At 50.2% G+C, this 15,785-nt stretch carries 21 protein-coding genes and 1 other annotated feature; of the genes, 10 read left to right on the plus strand and 11 right to left on the minus strand.

Annotated elements, in window-relative coordinates:
- Positions 1-77 precede the first annotated feature (77 nt).
- From ACX4JR_RS01550 to ACX4JR_RS01575, 6 genes are all read left to right on the plus strand, one after another.
- A complete protein-coding gene (locus ACX4JR_RS01550; RefSeq protein WP_476059303.1) occupies positions 78-518 on the plus strand; it encodes a carboxypeptidase regulatory-like domain-containing protein in 441 nt (146 codons plus the stop codon).
- A complete protein-coding gene (cbiM, locus tag ACX4JR_RS01555; protein WP_476059304.1) occupies positions 518-1,162 on the plus strand; it encodes a cobalt transporter CbiM in 645 nt (214 codons plus the stop codon). Before ACX4JR_RS01550 ends, cbiM begins: the two co-directional genes overlap by 1 nt.
- Complete coding sequence (gene cbiQ / locus ACX4JR_RS01560) at positions 1,159-1,932, plus strand: cobalt ECF transporter T component CbiQ (protein ID WP_476059305.1); 774 nt, start codon at positions 1,159-1,161, stop codon at positions 1,930-1,932. Before cbiM ends, cbiQ begins: the two co-directional genes overlap by 4 nt.
- 15 nt (positions 1,933-1,947) lie before the next feature.
- A complete protein-coding gene (locus ACX4JR_RS01565; RefSeq protein ID WP_476059306.1) occupies positions 1,948-2,697 on the plus strand; it encodes an energy-coupling factor ABC transporter ATP-binding protein in 750 nt (249 codons plus the stop codon).
- An 81-nt stretch (positions 2,698-2,778) separates the two neighbouring features.
- On the plus strand, positions 2,779-3,333 hold the full coding sequence (locus tag ACX4JR_RS01570) for a Uma2 family endonuclease (RefSeq protein ID WP_476059307.1): 555 nt from the start codon (positions 2,779-2,781) through the stop codon (positions 3,331-3,333).
- Positions 3,334-3,478: 145 nt separating this feature from the next.
- The gene (locus ACX4JR_RS01575) at positions 3,479-4,111 is read left to right on the plus strand and encodes a L,D-transpeptidase (RefSeq protein ID WP_476059308.1); all 633 of its coding nucleotides are present in this window, start codon (positions 3,479-3,481) and stop codon (positions 4,109-4,111) included.
- 21 nt (positions 4,112-4,132) lie between these two features.
- Here the strand turns inward: ACX4JR_RS01575 and ACX4JR_RS01580 are convergent, their stop codons facing one another.
- The 11 genes from ACX4JR_RS01580 to ACX4JR_RS01630 all read right to left on the minus strand — a co-directional run bounded on the left by ACX4JR_RS01580 (position 4,133) and on the right by ACX4JR_RS01630 (position 13,742).
- Positions 4,133-4,354, minus strand: a complete 222-nt coding sequence (locus tag ACX4JR_RS01580) for a hypothetical protein (RefSeq protein ID WP_476059309.1) — start codon at positions 4,352-4,354, stop codon at positions 4,133-4,135.
- A gap of 25 nt (positions 4,355-4,379) precedes the next feature.
- On the minus strand, positions 4,380-5,603 hold the full coding sequence (locus ACX4JR_RS01585; protein WP_476059310.1) for a Ger(x)C family spore germination protein: 1,224 nt from the start codon (positions 5,601-5,603) through the stop codon (positions 4,380-4,382).
- Positions 5,600-6,703: a GerAB/ArcD/ProY family transporter gene (locus ACX4JR_RS01590; RefSeq protein ID WP_476059311.1), complete on the minus strand. Its 1,104-nt coding sequence runs from the start codon at positions 6,701-6,703 to the stop codon at positions 5,600-5,602. Before ACX4JR_RS01590 ends, ACX4JR_RS01585 begins: the two co-directional genes overlap by 4 nt.
- A gap of 75 nt (positions 6,704-6,778) precedes the next feature.
- Positions 6,779-8,380, minus strand: coding sequence for a spore germination protein (locus ACX4JR_RS01595; RefSeq protein ID WP_476059312.1), 1,602 nt, complete (start codon positions 8,378-8,380; stop codon positions 6,779-6,781).
- Positions 8,381-8,704: 324 nt separating this feature from the next.
- Positions 8,705-8,941 carry a YkoF family thiamine/hydroxymethylpyrimidine-binding protein gene (locus ACX4JR_RS01600; RefSeq protein ID WP_476059313.1) on the minus strand — a complete coding sequence of 79 codons (237 nt, stop codon included), beginning with the start codon at positions 8,939-8,941 and terminating at the stop codon, positions 8,705-8,707.
- Positions 8,942-9,265: 324 nt separating this feature from the next.
- Positions 9,266-10,483 carry a cation:proton antiporter gene (locus ACX4JR_RS01605; RefSeq protein WP_476059314.1) on the minus strand — a complete coding sequence of 406 codons (1,218 nt, stop codon included), beginning with the start codon at positions 10,481-10,483 and terminating at the stop codon, positions 9,266-9,268.
- Positions 10,480-11,007: a cation:proton antiporter regulatory subunit gene (locus ACX4JR_RS01610; protein ID WP_476059315.1), complete on the minus strand. Its 528-nt coding sequence runs from the start codon at positions 11,005-11,007 to the stop codon at positions 10,480-10,482. The genes ACX4JR_RS01605 and ACX4JR_RS01610 overlap by 4 nt, the downstream gene beginning before the upstream one ends.
- A gap of 115 nt (positions 11,008-11,122) precedes the next feature.
- Positions 11,123-11,344: a hypothetical protein gene (locus tag ACX4JR_RS01615; protein WP_476059316.1), complete on the minus strand. Its 222-nt coding sequence runs from the start codon at positions 11,342-11,344 to the stop codon at positions 11,123-11,125.
- A gap of 13 nt (positions 11,345-11,357) precedes the next feature.
- Positions 11,358-11,582, minus strand: coding sequence for a hypothetical protein (locus ACX4JR_RS01620; RefSeq protein WP_476059317.1), 225 nt, complete (start codon positions 11,580-11,582; stop codon positions 11,358-11,360).
- 284 nt (positions 11,583-11,866) lie between these two features.
- The gene (locus ACX4JR_RS01625; RefSeq protein ID WP_476059318.1) at positions 11,867-12,337 is read right to left on the minus strand and encodes a pyridoxamine 5'-phosphate oxidase family protein; all 471 of its coding nucleotides are present in this window, start codon (positions 12,335-12,337) and stop codon (positions 11,867-11,869) included.
- Positions 12,338-12,470: 133 nt separating this feature from the next.
- Entirely contained in the window at positions 12,471-13,742 is a 1,272-nt protein-coding gene (locus ACX4JR_RS01630; protein ID WP_476060449.1) for a phenylacetate--CoA ligase family protein, read from the minus strand.
- Positions 13,743-14,084: 342 nt separating this feature from the next.
- Positions 14,085-14,319, minus strand: a binding site (T-box leader).
- Positions 14,320-14,578: 259 nt separating this feature from the next.
- On the opposite strand from ACX4JR_RS01630, the gene ACX4JR_RS01635 reads away from it, so the two are divergent.
- The 4 genes from ACX4JR_RS01635 to ACX4JR_RS01650 all read left to right on the plus strand — a co-directional run bounded on the left by ACX4JR_RS01635 (position 14,579) and on the right by ACX4JR_RS01650 (position 15,761).
- The gene (locus tag ACX4JR_RS01635) at positions 14,579-14,791 is read left to right on the plus strand and encodes a helix-turn-helix domain-containing protein (RefSeq protein ID WP_476059319.1); all 213 of its coding nucleotides are present in this window, start codon (positions 14,579-14,581) and stop codon (positions 14,789-14,791) included.
- Positions 14,791-15,072: a hypothetical protein gene (locus ACX4JR_RS01640; protein ID WP_476059320.1), complete on the plus strand. Its 282-nt coding sequence runs from the start codon at positions 14,791-14,793 to the stop codon at positions 15,070-15,072. Before ACX4JR_RS01635 ends, ACX4JR_RS01640 begins: the two co-directional genes overlap by 1 nt.
- 113 nt (positions 15,073-15,185) lie before the next feature.
- The gene (locus tag ACX4JR_RS01645) at positions 15,186-15,410 is read left to right on the plus strand and encodes a DUF1659 domain-containing protein (protein WP_476059321.1); all 225 of its coding nucleotides are present in this window, start codon (positions 15,186-15,188) and stop codon (positions 15,408-15,410) included.
- A 117-nt stretch (positions 15,411-15,527) separates the two neighbouring features.
- Positions 15,528-15,761 (plus strand): DUF2922 domain-containing protein, encoded by a 234-nt coding sequence (locus ACX4JR_RS01650; RefSeq protein WP_476059322.1) that lies wholly within the window; start codon positions 15,528-15,530, stop codon positions 15,759-15,761.
- Positions 15,762-15,785 lie beyond the last annotated feature (24 nt).

Below are 15,785 nucleotides of genomic sequence, written 5' to 3' on the forward strand. Positions count from 1 at the left end.
AGCACTAATTGGTTATTTTTTATCCTTTGCCCGGCCGCGAAGCGGCAGGGTGGACGAGGAGGTTAGGTAATTAGACAATGAAAAACAGATTTTTTATTATTTTATCGGTTATTTTGCTTACCCTGGGCCTGCCCGCGGCGGCCTTCGGTCACGGGGTAGAAATTAACTACCAAACTACAAAGGCAATAAAGATAACAGCCGCTTACGACACAGGGGAGCCGGTGAGTGAGGGCCAGGTGATTATCTACGCCCCGGATAATCCTTCCGTCCCGTGGGCTACGGGAAAGTGTGATGAAAAGGGCTGCTTCACCTTTACCCCGGACCCGTCCAAGCCGGGGACCTGGGATGTGCAGGTGCGTAAAGCCGGTCACGGCGGAATGATTCATATTCCGGTGGGTGAGGATGAAGTGGCTGCGGGGAGCACCGGTTATACTACACCGCAAATTATACTGATGGTAGCCTCCGTCACGTGGGGGTTGATAGGTACTGCCTTATTTTTTTCGAGGAGGAAAAGCTGATGCATATTCCGGACGGTGTTCTGCCTACTGCAGTCTGTCTCGGCGGGTATGCCACTGCCGGGGCCGCCACCTGGTTTTCGCTCCGTAAAATCAGCCAAAAAGAAAATCCCCGGGAAGGTATTCCCAAGGCGTCACTCCTTACCGCTGCTTTCCTGGTGGCCTCCTGGATTCACATTCCCGTACCTCCTGCCAGCGTTCACCTGGTATTAAACGGGCTTTTAGGGGTGGTGCTGGGCTACTACGCCTTTCCTGCCATTCTTATCGGCCTTTTTTTCCAGGCGGTGATGTTTCAGCACGGCGGCCTGACGACTTTGGGAGTAAACGCTACTGTCATGGGGGTGCCGGCTCTTTTGGCCTATTACCTGTTCCGGCTCCGTAATACCTTTGGCAAGGACAGTCGGGTGGGGACCGGTCTTTTTGGATTCCTGGCTGGTGCCGGGGGGATAGGGCTTGCAGCCGTTACCGTCTTTGTTCTTCTTGTTACTACCATACCGGCCCATATGGATGTGGAGGCGGAGCGGGCAAGTATTTATGCCCTGACCCTGGCGCACATCCCGGTCATGATTATAGAAGGTGTTTTTACTGCCGTACTGGCACTTTTTCTGCAGCGGGTTAAGCCGGAATTGCTGGAGGGTGACTCATGAAACTTCAGCTGGACGAATATGCATACCTGAATACTCCCCTGCACCGCTGGGACCCCAGGTATAAACTTACGGGCTTTATGATCTTGATCTTTGCCTTTTCCTTTGTACACTCTTTACATCTTTTACCGGCAATGGTGGCGGTGAGCGGCACCCTTTACATTGTTTCCTGCCTTCCCCTTTCGTTTTTGCTGGCCCGGCTGTGTCTGCCCGGCTTTTTTCTTTTAATGATGGCCGTTTTACTGCCCTTTCTCTCGGGGCAGACTGCCCTGTTTTACATAGGCCCTCTGGCTGTAAAGCAGGAGGGGTGCCTGGATCTGCTCTTGATTTCAGTTAAATTTTTATGCATACTTACCTTGGGAATAATTCTGTTTGGCACCACACCTTTTTTAACCAGTGTTAAAGCCATGCGGGCCCTTGGACTTCCGTCCATACTGGCCGATATGATCCTTTTTTCTTACCGGTATCTCTACGATATTGGCGACAAGCTGAAAACCATGGAAGCGGCCATGAAATTACGGGGCTTTCGCGGGCGTAACCTGAAAAGCCTGGGCACCCTGGCTTCTCTGGCTGGAACCATACTGGTGCGCAGTTACGAGCAGTCGGACCGGGTCTACAAGGCCATGATTTTAAGGGGCTACGGTCAGGCCGGCGGTGCCCGGGGCGAGCCCCGGCGGGACGAATTTCAAGCCTATCCCCGTGACTTGGCCGGGCTGCTGGTTCTCGTCACGGTGGCCGTATTATTTGTTGTTGCCGAAATTTATTTGCCCTGAATCGGAGGTTTGTCAATGAACTCAAAGGAGCCGGTACTATTGGTTTCCAACTTATCATTTAGTTATCCGGACCGCTCCCTGGTGTTGAAAGATTTAAATCTAAAAGTGTGGCCGGGGGAGCGGGTGGGCATTATCGGTCCCAACGGAGCGGGGAAAACCACCTTTTTTATGTTAATTTGCGGGGTGCTCAAAACAACTTCCGGAGAAATCCGCCTTTTCGGGAAGCCGGTGGTGCCGGGAGAATTCCGCCCTGAGGTGGGGCTGGTTTTCCAAAACCCCGATGACCAGCTGTTCTGCCCTTCGGTAAGGGACGATGTGGCCTTTGGCCCCAGGAATTTGGGGTTGCCGGAGGAGGAGGTGGAGGCCAGGGTGCGGGAGGCCTTTGCCGTAACCGGCATTCAAGAATTAGGTGATTACCCGCCCCACCATCTTTCCGGCGGCCAGAAGCGGATGGCGGCCATCGCGGGGGTACTGGCCATGCGCCCCAGGCTGGTAATCTATGATGAGCCTACCTCTAACCTGGACATCCGCTACCGGCGGCGCCTTATCCGTTTTCTCCGGGGTGCACGGGAAACCATGCTTATTGCCTCCCACGACCTGGAATTTATCCTGGAGGTGTGTGATCGCGTTATTTTGATAGATGAAGGGCGAATTGCTGCTGACGGAATCCCCCGGGAAATAATGGGTGATGTGGACTTAATGGAAGCCCACGGCCTGGAAAGGCCCCATTCGCTTGTTCCCCACGTTGAGCCGCACCACGGGTAAAATTTGTTAAGGGGCGGTCTCCTTTTTAAAATTGTTTTGCCTGTAATAATATGGTATACTAGGCCCACGGGGGTGAGGTAAATGACCGTGGTGAACCCGCACATTAAATTTACTTACGATGATTACTGCCAGCTGCCAGAGGACCGGCGCTGCGAACTTATCGGGGGAGAGTTTTTTGTGGTTCCGTCGCCTTCCGTTATTCACCAGCGGGTAGTCGCCAATTTAGGGGACCTTTTACGTCGATATGTTCAAGAGAAGGACTGCGGGGAAGTTTTATACTCGCCCCTGGACGTGGTATTGTCCCCCCAGGATGTGGTTCAGCCCGATATAATGTTTATTTCCCGCCAGCGCTCCCATATTGTTACCGATGCCAATATTCAGGGAGCGCCGGACCTGGTGATAGAAGTTCTTTCCCCCTCCACGGCGGAAAGGGACCGCACCCTTAAGAAAAAGCTTTACGCCCGGCACGGGGTAAAAGAACTGTGGCTGGTCAACCCGGGGGCCCAGACCGTGGAGATATTCTCACTGGCCGAAGGGGAGGAAAAGCCGCCGCGTTTGTATGCCCGTGCCAGCCGCCAGCCCGTGCTTTCACCTTTGTTGAAAGATTTATCCATAGACCTCGACCGGGTGTTTTAAATGAATAGAGAGAGACATATTATAAAACACCGTCCGGTATGGGCGGTGTTTTAGTATTTTAAACCAAAGTAACCAGATATTTTTTGCTGTATATTTTTGAAATTCAGCAACTAATACTAAAGAAAAAAAACATCCGTGGTTGCTTATGAAAAATTTTGCCGCAATTGTCGCTGCCATGATTTTCATTTCTGCCCTTTATGCCTGCAGCCAGGGGGGTAAAATTCAAAGGATCAATGATAAGCCGGCAGATGCGCCTCCCTTGGTGGGAGCGGCAGTTGCAGAGGGCATTAAGCTGGTGGGCGGCAATAAAATTTACCTGGTAGAACTTAAACCTGAATTAAGGCTGCTGTCTTATCCCAATCCGAGGACCGGCGGGGACAAAATTATCATTGATAAAAGTAAAAATATCCTTTATTTGTACAAAAGGGGCGAGTTATATAAAACTTATCCCGTGGCCACCGGCAAGGATCCCGATTACACGCCGGAGGGGAATTTCAAAATTGCCAACAAAATCGACGGCCGTGAAAATGAGTTAGAGCCGCAGCTGGGGGAGCGCTGGATGGGCCTCAGCGTACCCTGGGAAAAGGATAAGCGGGCCCGCAGGGATAAAAGGGCCCCGGCGGGGCACAAGTACGGCATTCACGGCACCGATGAGCCGGAATCCATCGGGAGACACGCCTCCGGCGGGTGTATAAGGATGAACAATAAACAGGTTATTGAACTTTTTGATTTGGTGGAAACAGGTACGCCGGTGGAAATCCGGGGAAATTCCAGGTAATCTTTCCCTGAAAAAATTCCCTCAAGCCTGACCCATCCATTGCACCAAAGGCTTGAACAATGCTTCAACGAGCTTGCTGGGGTTGGGCACGGCAATGCCCAGCACTTGCGGGATGCTGAGGGCCATGCCGGTTAACAGGAGTACGGAAAAGGCTATTAATTCCCGCCACATTTTCTTTTTTACCAGGTCCGGAACTTCCAGCCAAATGATGCTCAGAAATAACAGGAGCAATAAAATAATCATTATGTTACCTCCCGAATACCCGTTATTACCTGGGAACGGAAACTCTTTTAGTTGCCAGCCCGGTGTACCTTATATGAGCTTCCGCGGCAATATTAACATCAACACCGGTAAATACTTCGTTCCACCGGTCTTTTATAGTGTTCCACTCTCGTTTATATTTCCTGTGAAAGGCCTCTCCGAAGTCAAAAATGTCCACTCCGTAATCAAATTGAGCTTTTTCCAGGGCACTCCGGGCCCGGGCCTCAATGTCCCGGGCCACTTCATTTTCAATGGTTTTAAATACGCCGGGATCGGTTAAATCCTCTGTGGATTGTTGTTCCAGCAAATCCCCTGCTATGTTCATTTTTACATCAAACCAAATATTTTGCCCGTCAAAAAAAGGTTCCACCTCCGTAATGCCCCGGACCAGGCGTACGGAGATGTTTTTATCCGGGTCGGTTGGGGAAGGGACGGTAATTACCCCTTTTTCCGTCAGGCATTTCAGCCACAGCATCCCCCTGGTTTCTGAAATATTAAGCCAGCCTACCAGTTTATCGTCTTTAAATACTCCCGTTCCGGTGACGGTAATCTCTGCGTGTCTTATTTCTGATGGTTCCTTGGGCTTTGGGACACCTGGTATATTTTCTTTCATTCCTGCCCCCTGGGGAGTGCCCGACGGGGTCAATTCGATGCGGGGCAGCACCAGGTTGGTTCCCTTGCTCGCCAGCATCATTCTCAAGTCCTTTAACGTTACCGGCGCCCCTACAGCCATCCTGGCCATGGCCCCTGCAGCTTGCGCCGAGGTATTTTCCAGTTGGGAATGGCTGTCTAAAAGTTTTTCTGCTTCCCCCCGGGCCAGAAACAGCCAGGTGGTTTCCCGGATCGCCGGGGAACGGGAGAAAAAGTTTATAACCTTGCGTATGCCTTCCCTGGCTGCTTTCTCGCCGAAAACCAGGATAATATTGTGGCCCCAGTAAATTTCCCGGGATAACTTTCTTTCCAGCGATCTCTGGGCGTCGAGCACTGTCCGGCCCGTTCCGGAAACCACCCAGACATTATTTTCCTTGGGGGCGCCGGCCTGCTTTTCCGCGCCGCCGCCAAAGACCCGGGGCCTGACTATTTGTAAGGTCAGCCGGATATTGTCGCCGGGGGCGCTGTCAACTCCGGCCGCCAGGACTATGGCCAGTTCGCTTAATTCCCTGCGGTCCCAGCAGCCGGCCTGGGAAAGGCAGCAAGCAACCAGCAGCAGACAAATACTCTTTTTAATCACTTGCCGTTTCCTCCCTGTCGCCTGAACAAGGCAATAATCAAAAGGACGAGGGGGATGGCCCCTTCAAAAAAAGAACCGTAAAAGGGGAAAACATAGGCAATAAAATGAATTATTTCCAAAATATTTTCCCCGACAGCTATGGAGAGGGAAACCAGGAGCACTCCCATGGGCATTACCAGGGGGCGGGAATCTTTTAGTTTAAGCCACTGGGCGCTGCCCAAAACCGCTATGTAATAGAAAAAAGTAATTTTTACAAAAGCCCCTGTTATCCATAAAGCCATTATCAGAGGTTCCGGCCGTTCTATAAATTTGGCAATGGCGATTAGCCTGGTTACATTTAGGAGCGGGTAAGGCATGGAATCGATAATGGGCCCGAAGATAACCAGGCTGCCAACGATCAGGAATATGAAAATCAACCCCACTGCAAGCGTGGATTTTATTGCAATTTTCCCTGCTTCTCCGGGCTTGTTCAGGAAGGGAATGATCATCGCAAAGGCGAAAATTTCTCCCTGCCATGCCGCCGGGGCGAAGGAGCCCTTAAAAATATTAACGATACCGGTGTCAAAAACCGGCAGGAGCCTTTTAAAATCCATTTCCGGCAATACCAGTAAAAGTATCAGGACAATGGAAAATAAAATCAGCGGTAAAAAAATCTGGTTAATCCGGGCCAGTACTTCCAGCCCCTGTTTAACAGTGTAGGCGGCCATAGCTATTATCACCATGTGTAAGACTATAAGGGGAGTTTTCGGCATAAAAAGTTCATTCAGAAAGTCACCGAATTCCCTGACCATATACGAACAAATATGAACAAAATAAAACAGGTAGAGAAAGCCGAGAAGCTTGCCCGGCCACCGGCCCAGTATGTCTTCCAGGTATTCAATGAGGGTTTTCCCCGGAAAGAGGGAACTGAGCTTTACCGTAAGCCAGGCTATGGCCAGCCCGAACAGTGTGGCCAGCAGAGAAGATATCCAGCCGTCCTGCCCGGCCTGGGCGGTGACAATAGCGGGAACCCCGAGGAGGGCAGTGGCTATAATATAAGTAATGTTAAGATATACGGCTTGCCTGCCGTCGATTTTGCCGCCTTCCGGCAACTTTCTCACCCCTTTTGGGGGAACTTTCCCACGAAAGTATTATCTTTAATTAAGTAAGACTCAACTTGGAAAATTTCCCCCAAATTACCGCCGCCGGGATCCGGGCGGTTCCGGCTTCAGCCCGGGAACCTCCCGCCGCGGGTTATTTTGCCCCACCAGCCGGGGGCGCCTTCCCATTGCCCACCAGGGCGCCCGTACTACGGAATCCTTCAGGTCCCCTGGGACGACCGGGGCCACCGGTTCCAGGTAAGGTGTCCCGAAGGAGCGCAGGGAAGCCATGTGTACCACCATGACGATTATGCCGCAAATCAGCCCGAACAGCCCGAAAGATGCGGCCAGGAACATAAGGGGAAAGCGCAGCATGCGAAAAGTGAGGCTCCCGCTGTAATATACGGTAAAAGAGGCCATGGCCGTAAGGGCCACCACGATGATGGTGGATGCGGCCACCAGCCCGGCCCGTACCGCAGCCTCGCCGATAATCAATGCTGCCACGATACTTACCGCCATGCCTACGGGGCGGGGCAGGCGGATACCTGCCTCCCGGATAATTTCAAAGGCGATTTCCATGAACAGGGCCTCTACGAATACCGGCATGGGTGCCGCTTCCCGCTGGGCCGCTATGCTCAAGAGTAGGGGTGTGGGCAGCATTTCGTGATGAAAGGAAATAACGGCTACATACAGAGAGGGCAGCGTAAGGGCCAAAATGAGGCTCAACACGCGCAGTCCCCGTACCAGGGACATAAAGATTGCGCGTTCATAATAATCTTCCGGCGTGTGGATGGCTTCCATAAAAACGTGGGGAGCCGTCAGCACGTCGGGGGTCCCGTCGACCAAAATGGCTACCCGGCCCTCCAGCAAATGGGCGGCCACCCTGTCTGCCCGGTCGGTGTGGGCAACGGTGGGGAAAGGGCTGTAAGGATTATCCGAAATGAATTCTTCAATGTAGCCCGATTCCAGGATGACGTCGGTTTTAATCCTGGAGAGCCTCTCTCTGGCTTCTTTCACCAAGCCTTCATTAACAATCCCTTTTATGTAAACCAGGGCCACATCGGTCTTGGTAATTTCCCCCAGTTTTAACATTTCTACCTTTAAGTCGGGGTTTTTTATTCTCCTCCGGATTAAGGTAATATTAGTTTTCAGCGTCTCTACGAAGGCTTCGCGGGGGCCCCGCACCACCACTTCTTTTGACGACTCTTCAATACTTCGCGACTCCCATTTCCTGCTGTCGTTGATCAGGGCAGTGGTATGACCGTCCACCAGCAGCACGGTGTCTCCAGACAAAACGGCGTTAACCACATCTGCTATCTTTTGGCTTTCCTTTACATCATGCAGGCACAGGCCCCTCATTTTAACATAATGCAGGGCGTTGGCCCTGGTAATCCCTGCATTGGACGTGGCCATGGGCACTTCCAGGGCCAGGGCCTTCATAACCTGGTTACTCACCTGGCTTTTATCCGCCAGCCCGTCGGTGTAGACCAGGGCCAGCTTTATTTGTTCCTTTTGGGCAAAAAGAAATTCCCTGAACACTACATCGCTGCAGTCCTGGAAAATGGCTTTCAAGTATCTTAGATTTTCTTCAATGTCGTCGCTTAAAAGCGAGTCCTGGGATAGTAGAGTAGCTTCCTGGATATCATTAGCCAGCTTTTGTCTGTTTTTCCGCCACCTGCGCATTTTAATCCCTTTCATAAAAAAGTATTTGCAGTTATTTTGTTTATTTTTTGTTTATTTATGAGCTTTTTGACTAAAATTTGGGGGAATTTTCCCACGAAAATATTATCTTTTTAAGTAGAACTTGGCTAGGGAAAATTCCCCCAAAACACTATCTTTAATAAGTAAGACTTAACTTGGAAAATTTCCCCCAAAAAAAAGGGGGTAGTCCATTTAAAAAATGGACTACCCCCCTTTGCCCGGTAGCGGGCGGTTAAATTTAATTTTTTATTGATATTATTCCGAATATTTAATACCAGGATATGTAATAACTAAAAACAGCAGCCTGTCGGGGCCGCTGTTTTAGCTTGCGCAGTTGGAGAGGGTAAGCACCATATTAACTTCTCCCTGCTCCTTGGCCGCATTAAAAAGGGATTTCAGGCCGTTCCATACTTCTTCCTCCGTCCCCTGTATGCGCGTGGAAATAGAGCCTATATTGGTTTGTAGATTATATTGTTTCAGGGATTCCAGGGAACTGTTAATAATCTGGCCGGCATTTGTAGTTTTTTGCGGGTAAAGGGATACTTCCGCCGTGAGCAACGTTTTAACACCTCCGTATTTGGGGGAAATTTCCCAAGCCACATCCTGCTTATTAAAAGATAATGTTTTGGGGGAATTTTCCCCAGCCAGGTTCTACTTAATTAAAAGATAATGTTTTCGTGGGAAAATTCCCCCAAATTTCCCCCAAATATTGCAGTATTAATTCTATTGTGTAAAAGGCGGTACTTTTTTATGCATTTGGGAGATAAGACTAACCTGGATATGATTAGGGAGAAACTGAGTGACAGCATGAACCTTACTACCCGGGAGTTTAAAGTAGGGGGGTCCGGGCAGCGTATATTGAGGCCTTCATCGAGGGCGCCGTTATAAAGAGGGCGTGTTGGATTTTTTAATAAAACTTATAAGTTTAACATAACCATTATAAAAGTCCCTGGATTTCTTTGCCAGCACCGGGCTGACAAAGGTCAGCAGTAGGACGTATAGGGCGGCAAAGGCGGGGAGAATTTGATTTACCCCGGCGGAGGCAGCCAGGCTGGCCGCGATAATGGCGAATTCTCCCCTGGCTATAATGGTGAAGGCCACGTTGAAAGCGCGCCTGGCCTTATACCCGGCAACCCACGACGCCAAAAGTCCCGTTAAAACATTGCCCGCTACGGTCATAAGTACCGCGGCCAGGGTGATATATGCGGCCCCCCCAAAAAGTTTGTAATCGATGCCCAGCCCGAAGGAAAAAAAGAATACGGCGCCGAAAAGGTCCCGCATTGGCGTTACAAATTGAATGACCCGTTTGGAATGGACGGTTTCAGCCAAAACCAGCCCCAAGAGCAGGGCCCCTATAGCCTCGGCGATGTGTATGGTTTCCACCAGAATTGCGGTCAGTAATAAAAGAGTGAATACCATTACCACGAAAGCCTCGGCGGATTTGACGGAGAGCCGCGGTTCCAGCAGGGCCCCGATGCGGCGCCCCAGGACGATAATGGAAATAACAAAGCCCAAAATAATGATTACATTCGGGATTATCTCCCTGATGTTTATATCACCGCCGCTGAACAGCAGCCCGGAAAGCACCGAGAGATAAACGGCCAGGAAAACATCTTCGAAAACCATTATGCCTAAAATAAACTCCGTTTCGGGGTTGGCGGTTCTTTTAAGGTCCAGGAGCAGCTTGGTAATGACGGCGCTGCTGGATATTCCCGTTATGCCGGCCACAACGAAGGCCTCCGGCCAGGCGCCGAAGAACACCCAGCCAAAGACCAGCCCCCGTACGAAATTAAGTCCCACGTACACGATACCGCCTTTAAACAGGGAGGGCCCGGAGGAAGCCAGTTTTCCGGCGGAAAATTCCAGGCCCAGGTAAAAAAGCATCAAAAGAACCCCCAGGCGGGAGAGAAGCTCTATGGATTCCGTTTGACTGACCAGGGATAGAGATATCCCTTGAATTTCAGGGGCGTGGGGGCCCACCAGCATACCGAAGAGGATAAGAAAGGGTATGGATGAAAACTTTAATTTTCCCGCCACATAAATGGCAATGCTTATAAAAGTAAAGGCCAGGCCGAGGTTAAAAATCAGGTCAGGGCTCAATTATCATCTTTCCCTTCGCTTTCCCCCTTGTGGCCGAGCATTTCCTCGAAAAGCTGCATTTTTTCCTTGGTTCCCGCCGCCACCACGGTGTGGCCGGGGGTAAAGACATAACCGGGCCCCGGGTTGATGCGGGTGTTCCCCTTGCGCATTTTTTTGCTCTCAATGGCGGCAATTATAATAATGCCGTGTTCCTTTCTGAGTTTCAGCTCACCAATACTTTTCCCGGCAAGCTCGGAATTTTCTTTAACCTTAATCCACTCGATATGCAGGTCGGCAACCGCCGCTTTCAGTTTTTCCAGCATTTTGGGCTGGTAGAAGGACCCTCCGATGATGGAACCAAGTTGCCTTGATTCCTGGTCGGTCATGGTTATTACCGATGCCGGATCCTCTTCTCCCTCGGGGAAATAATATATTTCCCTGGTCCCCTCGTCGTGGATAATTACCGTCACCGCATCTCCGCTTTCCAGGGTAACTTCAAATTTTTTCCCCAGACCGGGTAGTTCAGCTTCTTTGATGACGGACATTTTGAAACCTCCAGGGTGTAGATCTTTTTTGGAATGTTTTTCTTCATTATCATATCATATGCTTGCCCAAAATGCAGCGATTTTTCACCAGCCGGATTGAAGTGGAAAGTTTCCTTCAAAACCGGAAATCCTCCAGATCGTTATCGGAAAAATATACTCCGCTGGCGGGCACCAAGGCATGGTCTCCGAAATTATCTCCCACACCGCGGTTCACCTTGTTATGGCTGCTGGTTTTCGTGGGAAGGTTTATGCCGATGTTAAGCATGGAGGCGGTTTGTATCACGTTTATTTTAATAATGCCAATGTTGATCACCGGATACGGAATAAAATTTCTCATAATAATCATTTCCTTAAGGAACGTTTAAATCATTGTCGTTCGCTAAGTAATCAAAGAAATCATTATCTATCAGGACGGAGCATATTTTCGGCACAAGAGAAGCATCCCCGAAATTGTCTCCCAACCTGTTCACCTTGTTATGACTGTTAGTTCCTACCGGAACATTGAATGATGATATATTTACCATACCGCTGGTTGCTACCTGATTTATTTTTATGATCGGGCACGGCAGGGCCAAAATTATTCCCCCTTAAGTTACTTTATAACCATTTTATGATTGGCCCGGCAAATAGTGAAAGGAACCATTATGTTAACTTACTAAAATTTACATAGTATAAAAATGCCACCCGCAAATTTGGGGGAATTTTCCCACGAAAACATTATCTTTTAATAAATAGAACTTAGCTTGGGAAATTTCCCCCAAAATTTGGGGGAATTTTCCCACGAAAACATTATCCTTAATTTAAGAAGGATTTATCTTGGAAAATTCCCCCCAAATAGGGTGGCAAGCAGTCCCACATATCACTTTGGGCTTGACATCTTTCCGTAATTGTAGAGCTCGTCGAAGCACGCCCTGAAGAATCCCTTTGTTTTTTCGGTCCGGTGCTTGAAGCGCACCCCCTGGGTGACGATGACGGTGGGAGTGGTGTCGCTTTTAACTTCTTGCACTTTAAATTCTACAAGGGTCATGGCTTTGTTGGCATCCATGGGTTCCTTGGCGACCCTGGCCGTGCCCTTTATGCCCACCGCTATATCTTCGCCGTCCAGGGCGGTTATCATGGCCTTACCGTTGTTCTTGATGTTTTGCGTTGTTTGGTGATTTTTTACCAGGGCCATGAGCACGGTTTTTTCATCGGGCGCGCACAGCAGGTGTACCGGCATGGCGTGGGGGTATCCTTCCGGGGTTACGGTGGACAGCACCACGCTGGTGGTTTCCTGGTTAAAGAGGTCCTTGACTTCTGCAGGCAGTGTATTTCCGAGGATTTTGGACAAGTTATTCTCCCTTTCAAAGTAAATTAACTGAGGCTTAGTTTTAAGGGTTACCGGAACAATACCGGTTTTCTTTTTTATATTTGATATATAACCTTATTTTTCCTTGGGAATTCATGTCGAATTTTAAGATTTTTTATAGTTTGCGGTGGTCTATAACCCGCTTGGCCTTGCCTTCACTGCGGGGAAGGGTTTTGGGTTCCACAAATTTAATGCGGGCATTGATATTTAAAACGCTCAATATCCTGGAGCGGATGCGGTTTTCCAGTTCTTCCAGATTGCGGACCGTATCCGAGAACATTTTTTCCGAGAGTTCCACCTTTATTTCCATGGTATCCAGCTCGCCCTTCCGGTAAACTTCGATCATATAATGAGGCTCGGTTTCGCCGAATTCCAGCAGGACGCTTTCCACCTGGGAGGGGAATACATTTACGCCCCGGATGATGAGCATATCGTCGGTCCTGCCGGTTACCCGCTTCATGCGCACATGGGTTCTCCCGCAGTCGCACTTTTCCGCGTGCAGGGTGGTTATGTCCCTGGTCCGGTAGCGAATGACCGGCAGGGCTTCCTTGGTGACGGTGGTTATTACCAGCTCCCCTTCCTTCCCGTAGGGGAGGGGCTCTCCGGTATCGGGATCTATAACTTCGGCGATAAAGTGGTCCTCGAAGATGTGGGCACCTTGCTTGGCCGGGCATTCCATGGCCACTCCGGGGCCCATAACCTCGCTGAGGCCGTAAATATCCAGGGCCGTTATATCCATTTTTTCTTCAAGCTGTTTTCGCATATTTTCCGACCACGGCTCCGCGCCGAAAATACCCGTTTGCAGGGGAAGGGAACGAAAATCTATTCCCATCTCCTTACCCGTGTCGGCCAGGTAGAGGGCGTATGAAGGGGTGCAGGCGAGGATGGTGGTTCCGAAGTCCTGCATCAACATTAGCTGCCGCTGGGTATTTCCGCCCGACATGGGAACCACGGTGGCGCCCAGGCATTCGGCCCCGTAGTGGAGGCCCAGGCCGCCGGTGAACAGCCCGTACCCGTAGGAGACTTGGACGACACTTTTTCTGTGCCCGCCTCCCATGACCAGGCAGCGGGCAATCAAGTTGGCCCAGGTTTTGATATCCCGCTCGGTATAACCCACTACCGTAGGTTTTCCGGTGGTTCCTGAGGAGGCGTGCAATCTTACTATTTCGTCCATGGGCACGGCAAACAGCCCGTAGGGATACTGGTCCCTGAGGTTCTGCTTAGTGGTAAAGGGCAAATGTTTAAGGTCGTCAAGGCTTTTAATGTCTCCCGGCTCCAGGCCCTTGTCCTTGAATGTTTCCCGGTAAAAGGGGACTGCGTCATATACCCTCTGAACGGTTTCCTGCAGGCGTTTGAGCTGCAATTTTTCCAGTTCTTCCCGGGACATGGTTTCATGCTGTTTATCCCAGTATTTCACGTGCCTCACTCCTCTGTTTTTGTCTAAACTAAAAAAGCCCGTAACCTTCAAGGACGAAAGTTACGGACTTCCGCGGTACCACCTTGGTTGGTAATATAATAACCCGCTCTTTAGGGGATTTGGGGGCCCCAAAAAAGGAACTTTTTGGGGGGAAGTTAAACATTATCTTTTAATAAATAGAACTTAGCTTGGGAAATTTCCCCCAAAATTTGGGGGAATTTTCCCACGAAAACATTATCTTTTAATAAATAGAACTTAGCTTGGGAAATTTCCCCCAAATCGGTGACCTTACAATTAAAAAAGCTTTTCATCCCAAGGGACGAAAAGCTTCGCGGTACCACCCTTGTTGGCTAAAAAAGGCCCGCTCCTTATACCCCCTTCCTTTTAACGGTGGAAGTTTCCGTCCGGACCTACTTTCCCTTGAGGGTTTCAGCCCGGCAGCTCGGGGGAGAACTTCAACGGGTCATTCCCTGGAAACGCTTCCAGTCGCGGCGCTTCCTCCCTGGAGGGATGGTGCCCGCCTACTTTTCCCCGTCATGGCCTTTACTTATATTTGTGGCTAATGATACAGATATTCGCCTTCCATGTCAATGATAAATTTTGGAAAGGGGACGTTACCCGGCCTGTCGGCCGGGTATCCGTATTATACCACAGGTGATTCTGTTAGCTATGCTTAGCAAGATGGACAAAACAGGTGTTCCCGGGCTGATTTGGGGTGTTAACGGCGGATTACGAAAATGGACTCCGGCGCAGCTTGGCATGTAAAATAGAAGGGAACATAGGTTTGGCAAAAGGAGGTGCTTTTAATGCCCGGCAAAAAAATCCGCCAGTTGAGAATATCCCGGGGACTTACCCAAAAACAGCTGGCCCGGGAAGTGGGCTGTACCGACAGCCACATAACCCAGATCGAGCGGGGACAGGTAAACCCGTCCTTGAAACGCCTGCGCATGATAGCCGGTGTTTTGCAAGTGCCGGTGGCCAAGCTCCTGGAAGAGGAAAAGGGTGACGGGGGAGAGTGATGGCTATGGATAAAAGTTCGCTCAGGCGGGATTTGGAGGAGGTATGTCCCCTCCGGGCCCGGGCCGTGATGGATGAACTGGAAAGGGGCGGTTCTTTGGCGGCCGCCCTGTCCTGTCTGAAGGCGGCTGAGGATGATCTCAGGTTTTTCCAGCGCCACGGCTGCCTGCCTGTATGGCCTGAAACTTTGCAATGTTTATACTTCGCCCGCCGTCTTTTAGAGGAGGGGCTTAAAAGGGGCGATTTCGCTGAGCGAAATTATCTGAACAGCCTTAAGCCTTGACATGGCCTAACTAATTATAATTTGGGTATTGACATCATGCTATACAGGTATTACGCTATTGCTAGAGCCGGCGAAATTAACACCGGTACCGGTCTGGAAAGGAGGGACATGCTGTGGCAGTGGTAAGCGTACCGTCCGAATCAGTGCTGCGCCTGCGGTTTCAGGTGGGGGTAGACGGCGACGGAAATCCCCTGTACAGGAACAAGAATTTTTATAATATCAAGCCCGATGCCCTTGACAGCGATTTGTTTGAAGTGGCCCAGGCACTGGCCGGCTTGGTTCAGGATACCCTGGAATCGGTAACGCGCATTAATACTGCCGAACTGGTTAACCAGTAGGTAAGTAAACTTTATGCCGTTTCCGGCGGTAAATTAGATTAATGAAAATAGCACCTGAAGGCAGGTGGTACCCGAAGTGGGGGTGCCGCCTGCCCTAAAATGGAAAGGAGGGAGAGCATGGCTGTCACCAGCAGCCGTACCTTGCGCATGGTGTTCAGGAGCCAGGGGGGCACCAGCATGACCATCAGTTTGGACAACCCCCGTGCAGACCTGACCGCTGCCGAGATTGAATCGGCCATGGATCTGATTATCGCCAAAAATATTTTTAACACTAATGGCGGGGATTTGGCATCCAAGTACGACATTAAAATTGTGGACCAGACTACCAACGACCTTTACGATCCGGTATAGTACTTTTGAGGAAAATTTCGGTCC

It is taken from the genome of Desulfofundulus sp. JL263-se (assembly GCF_056316025.1).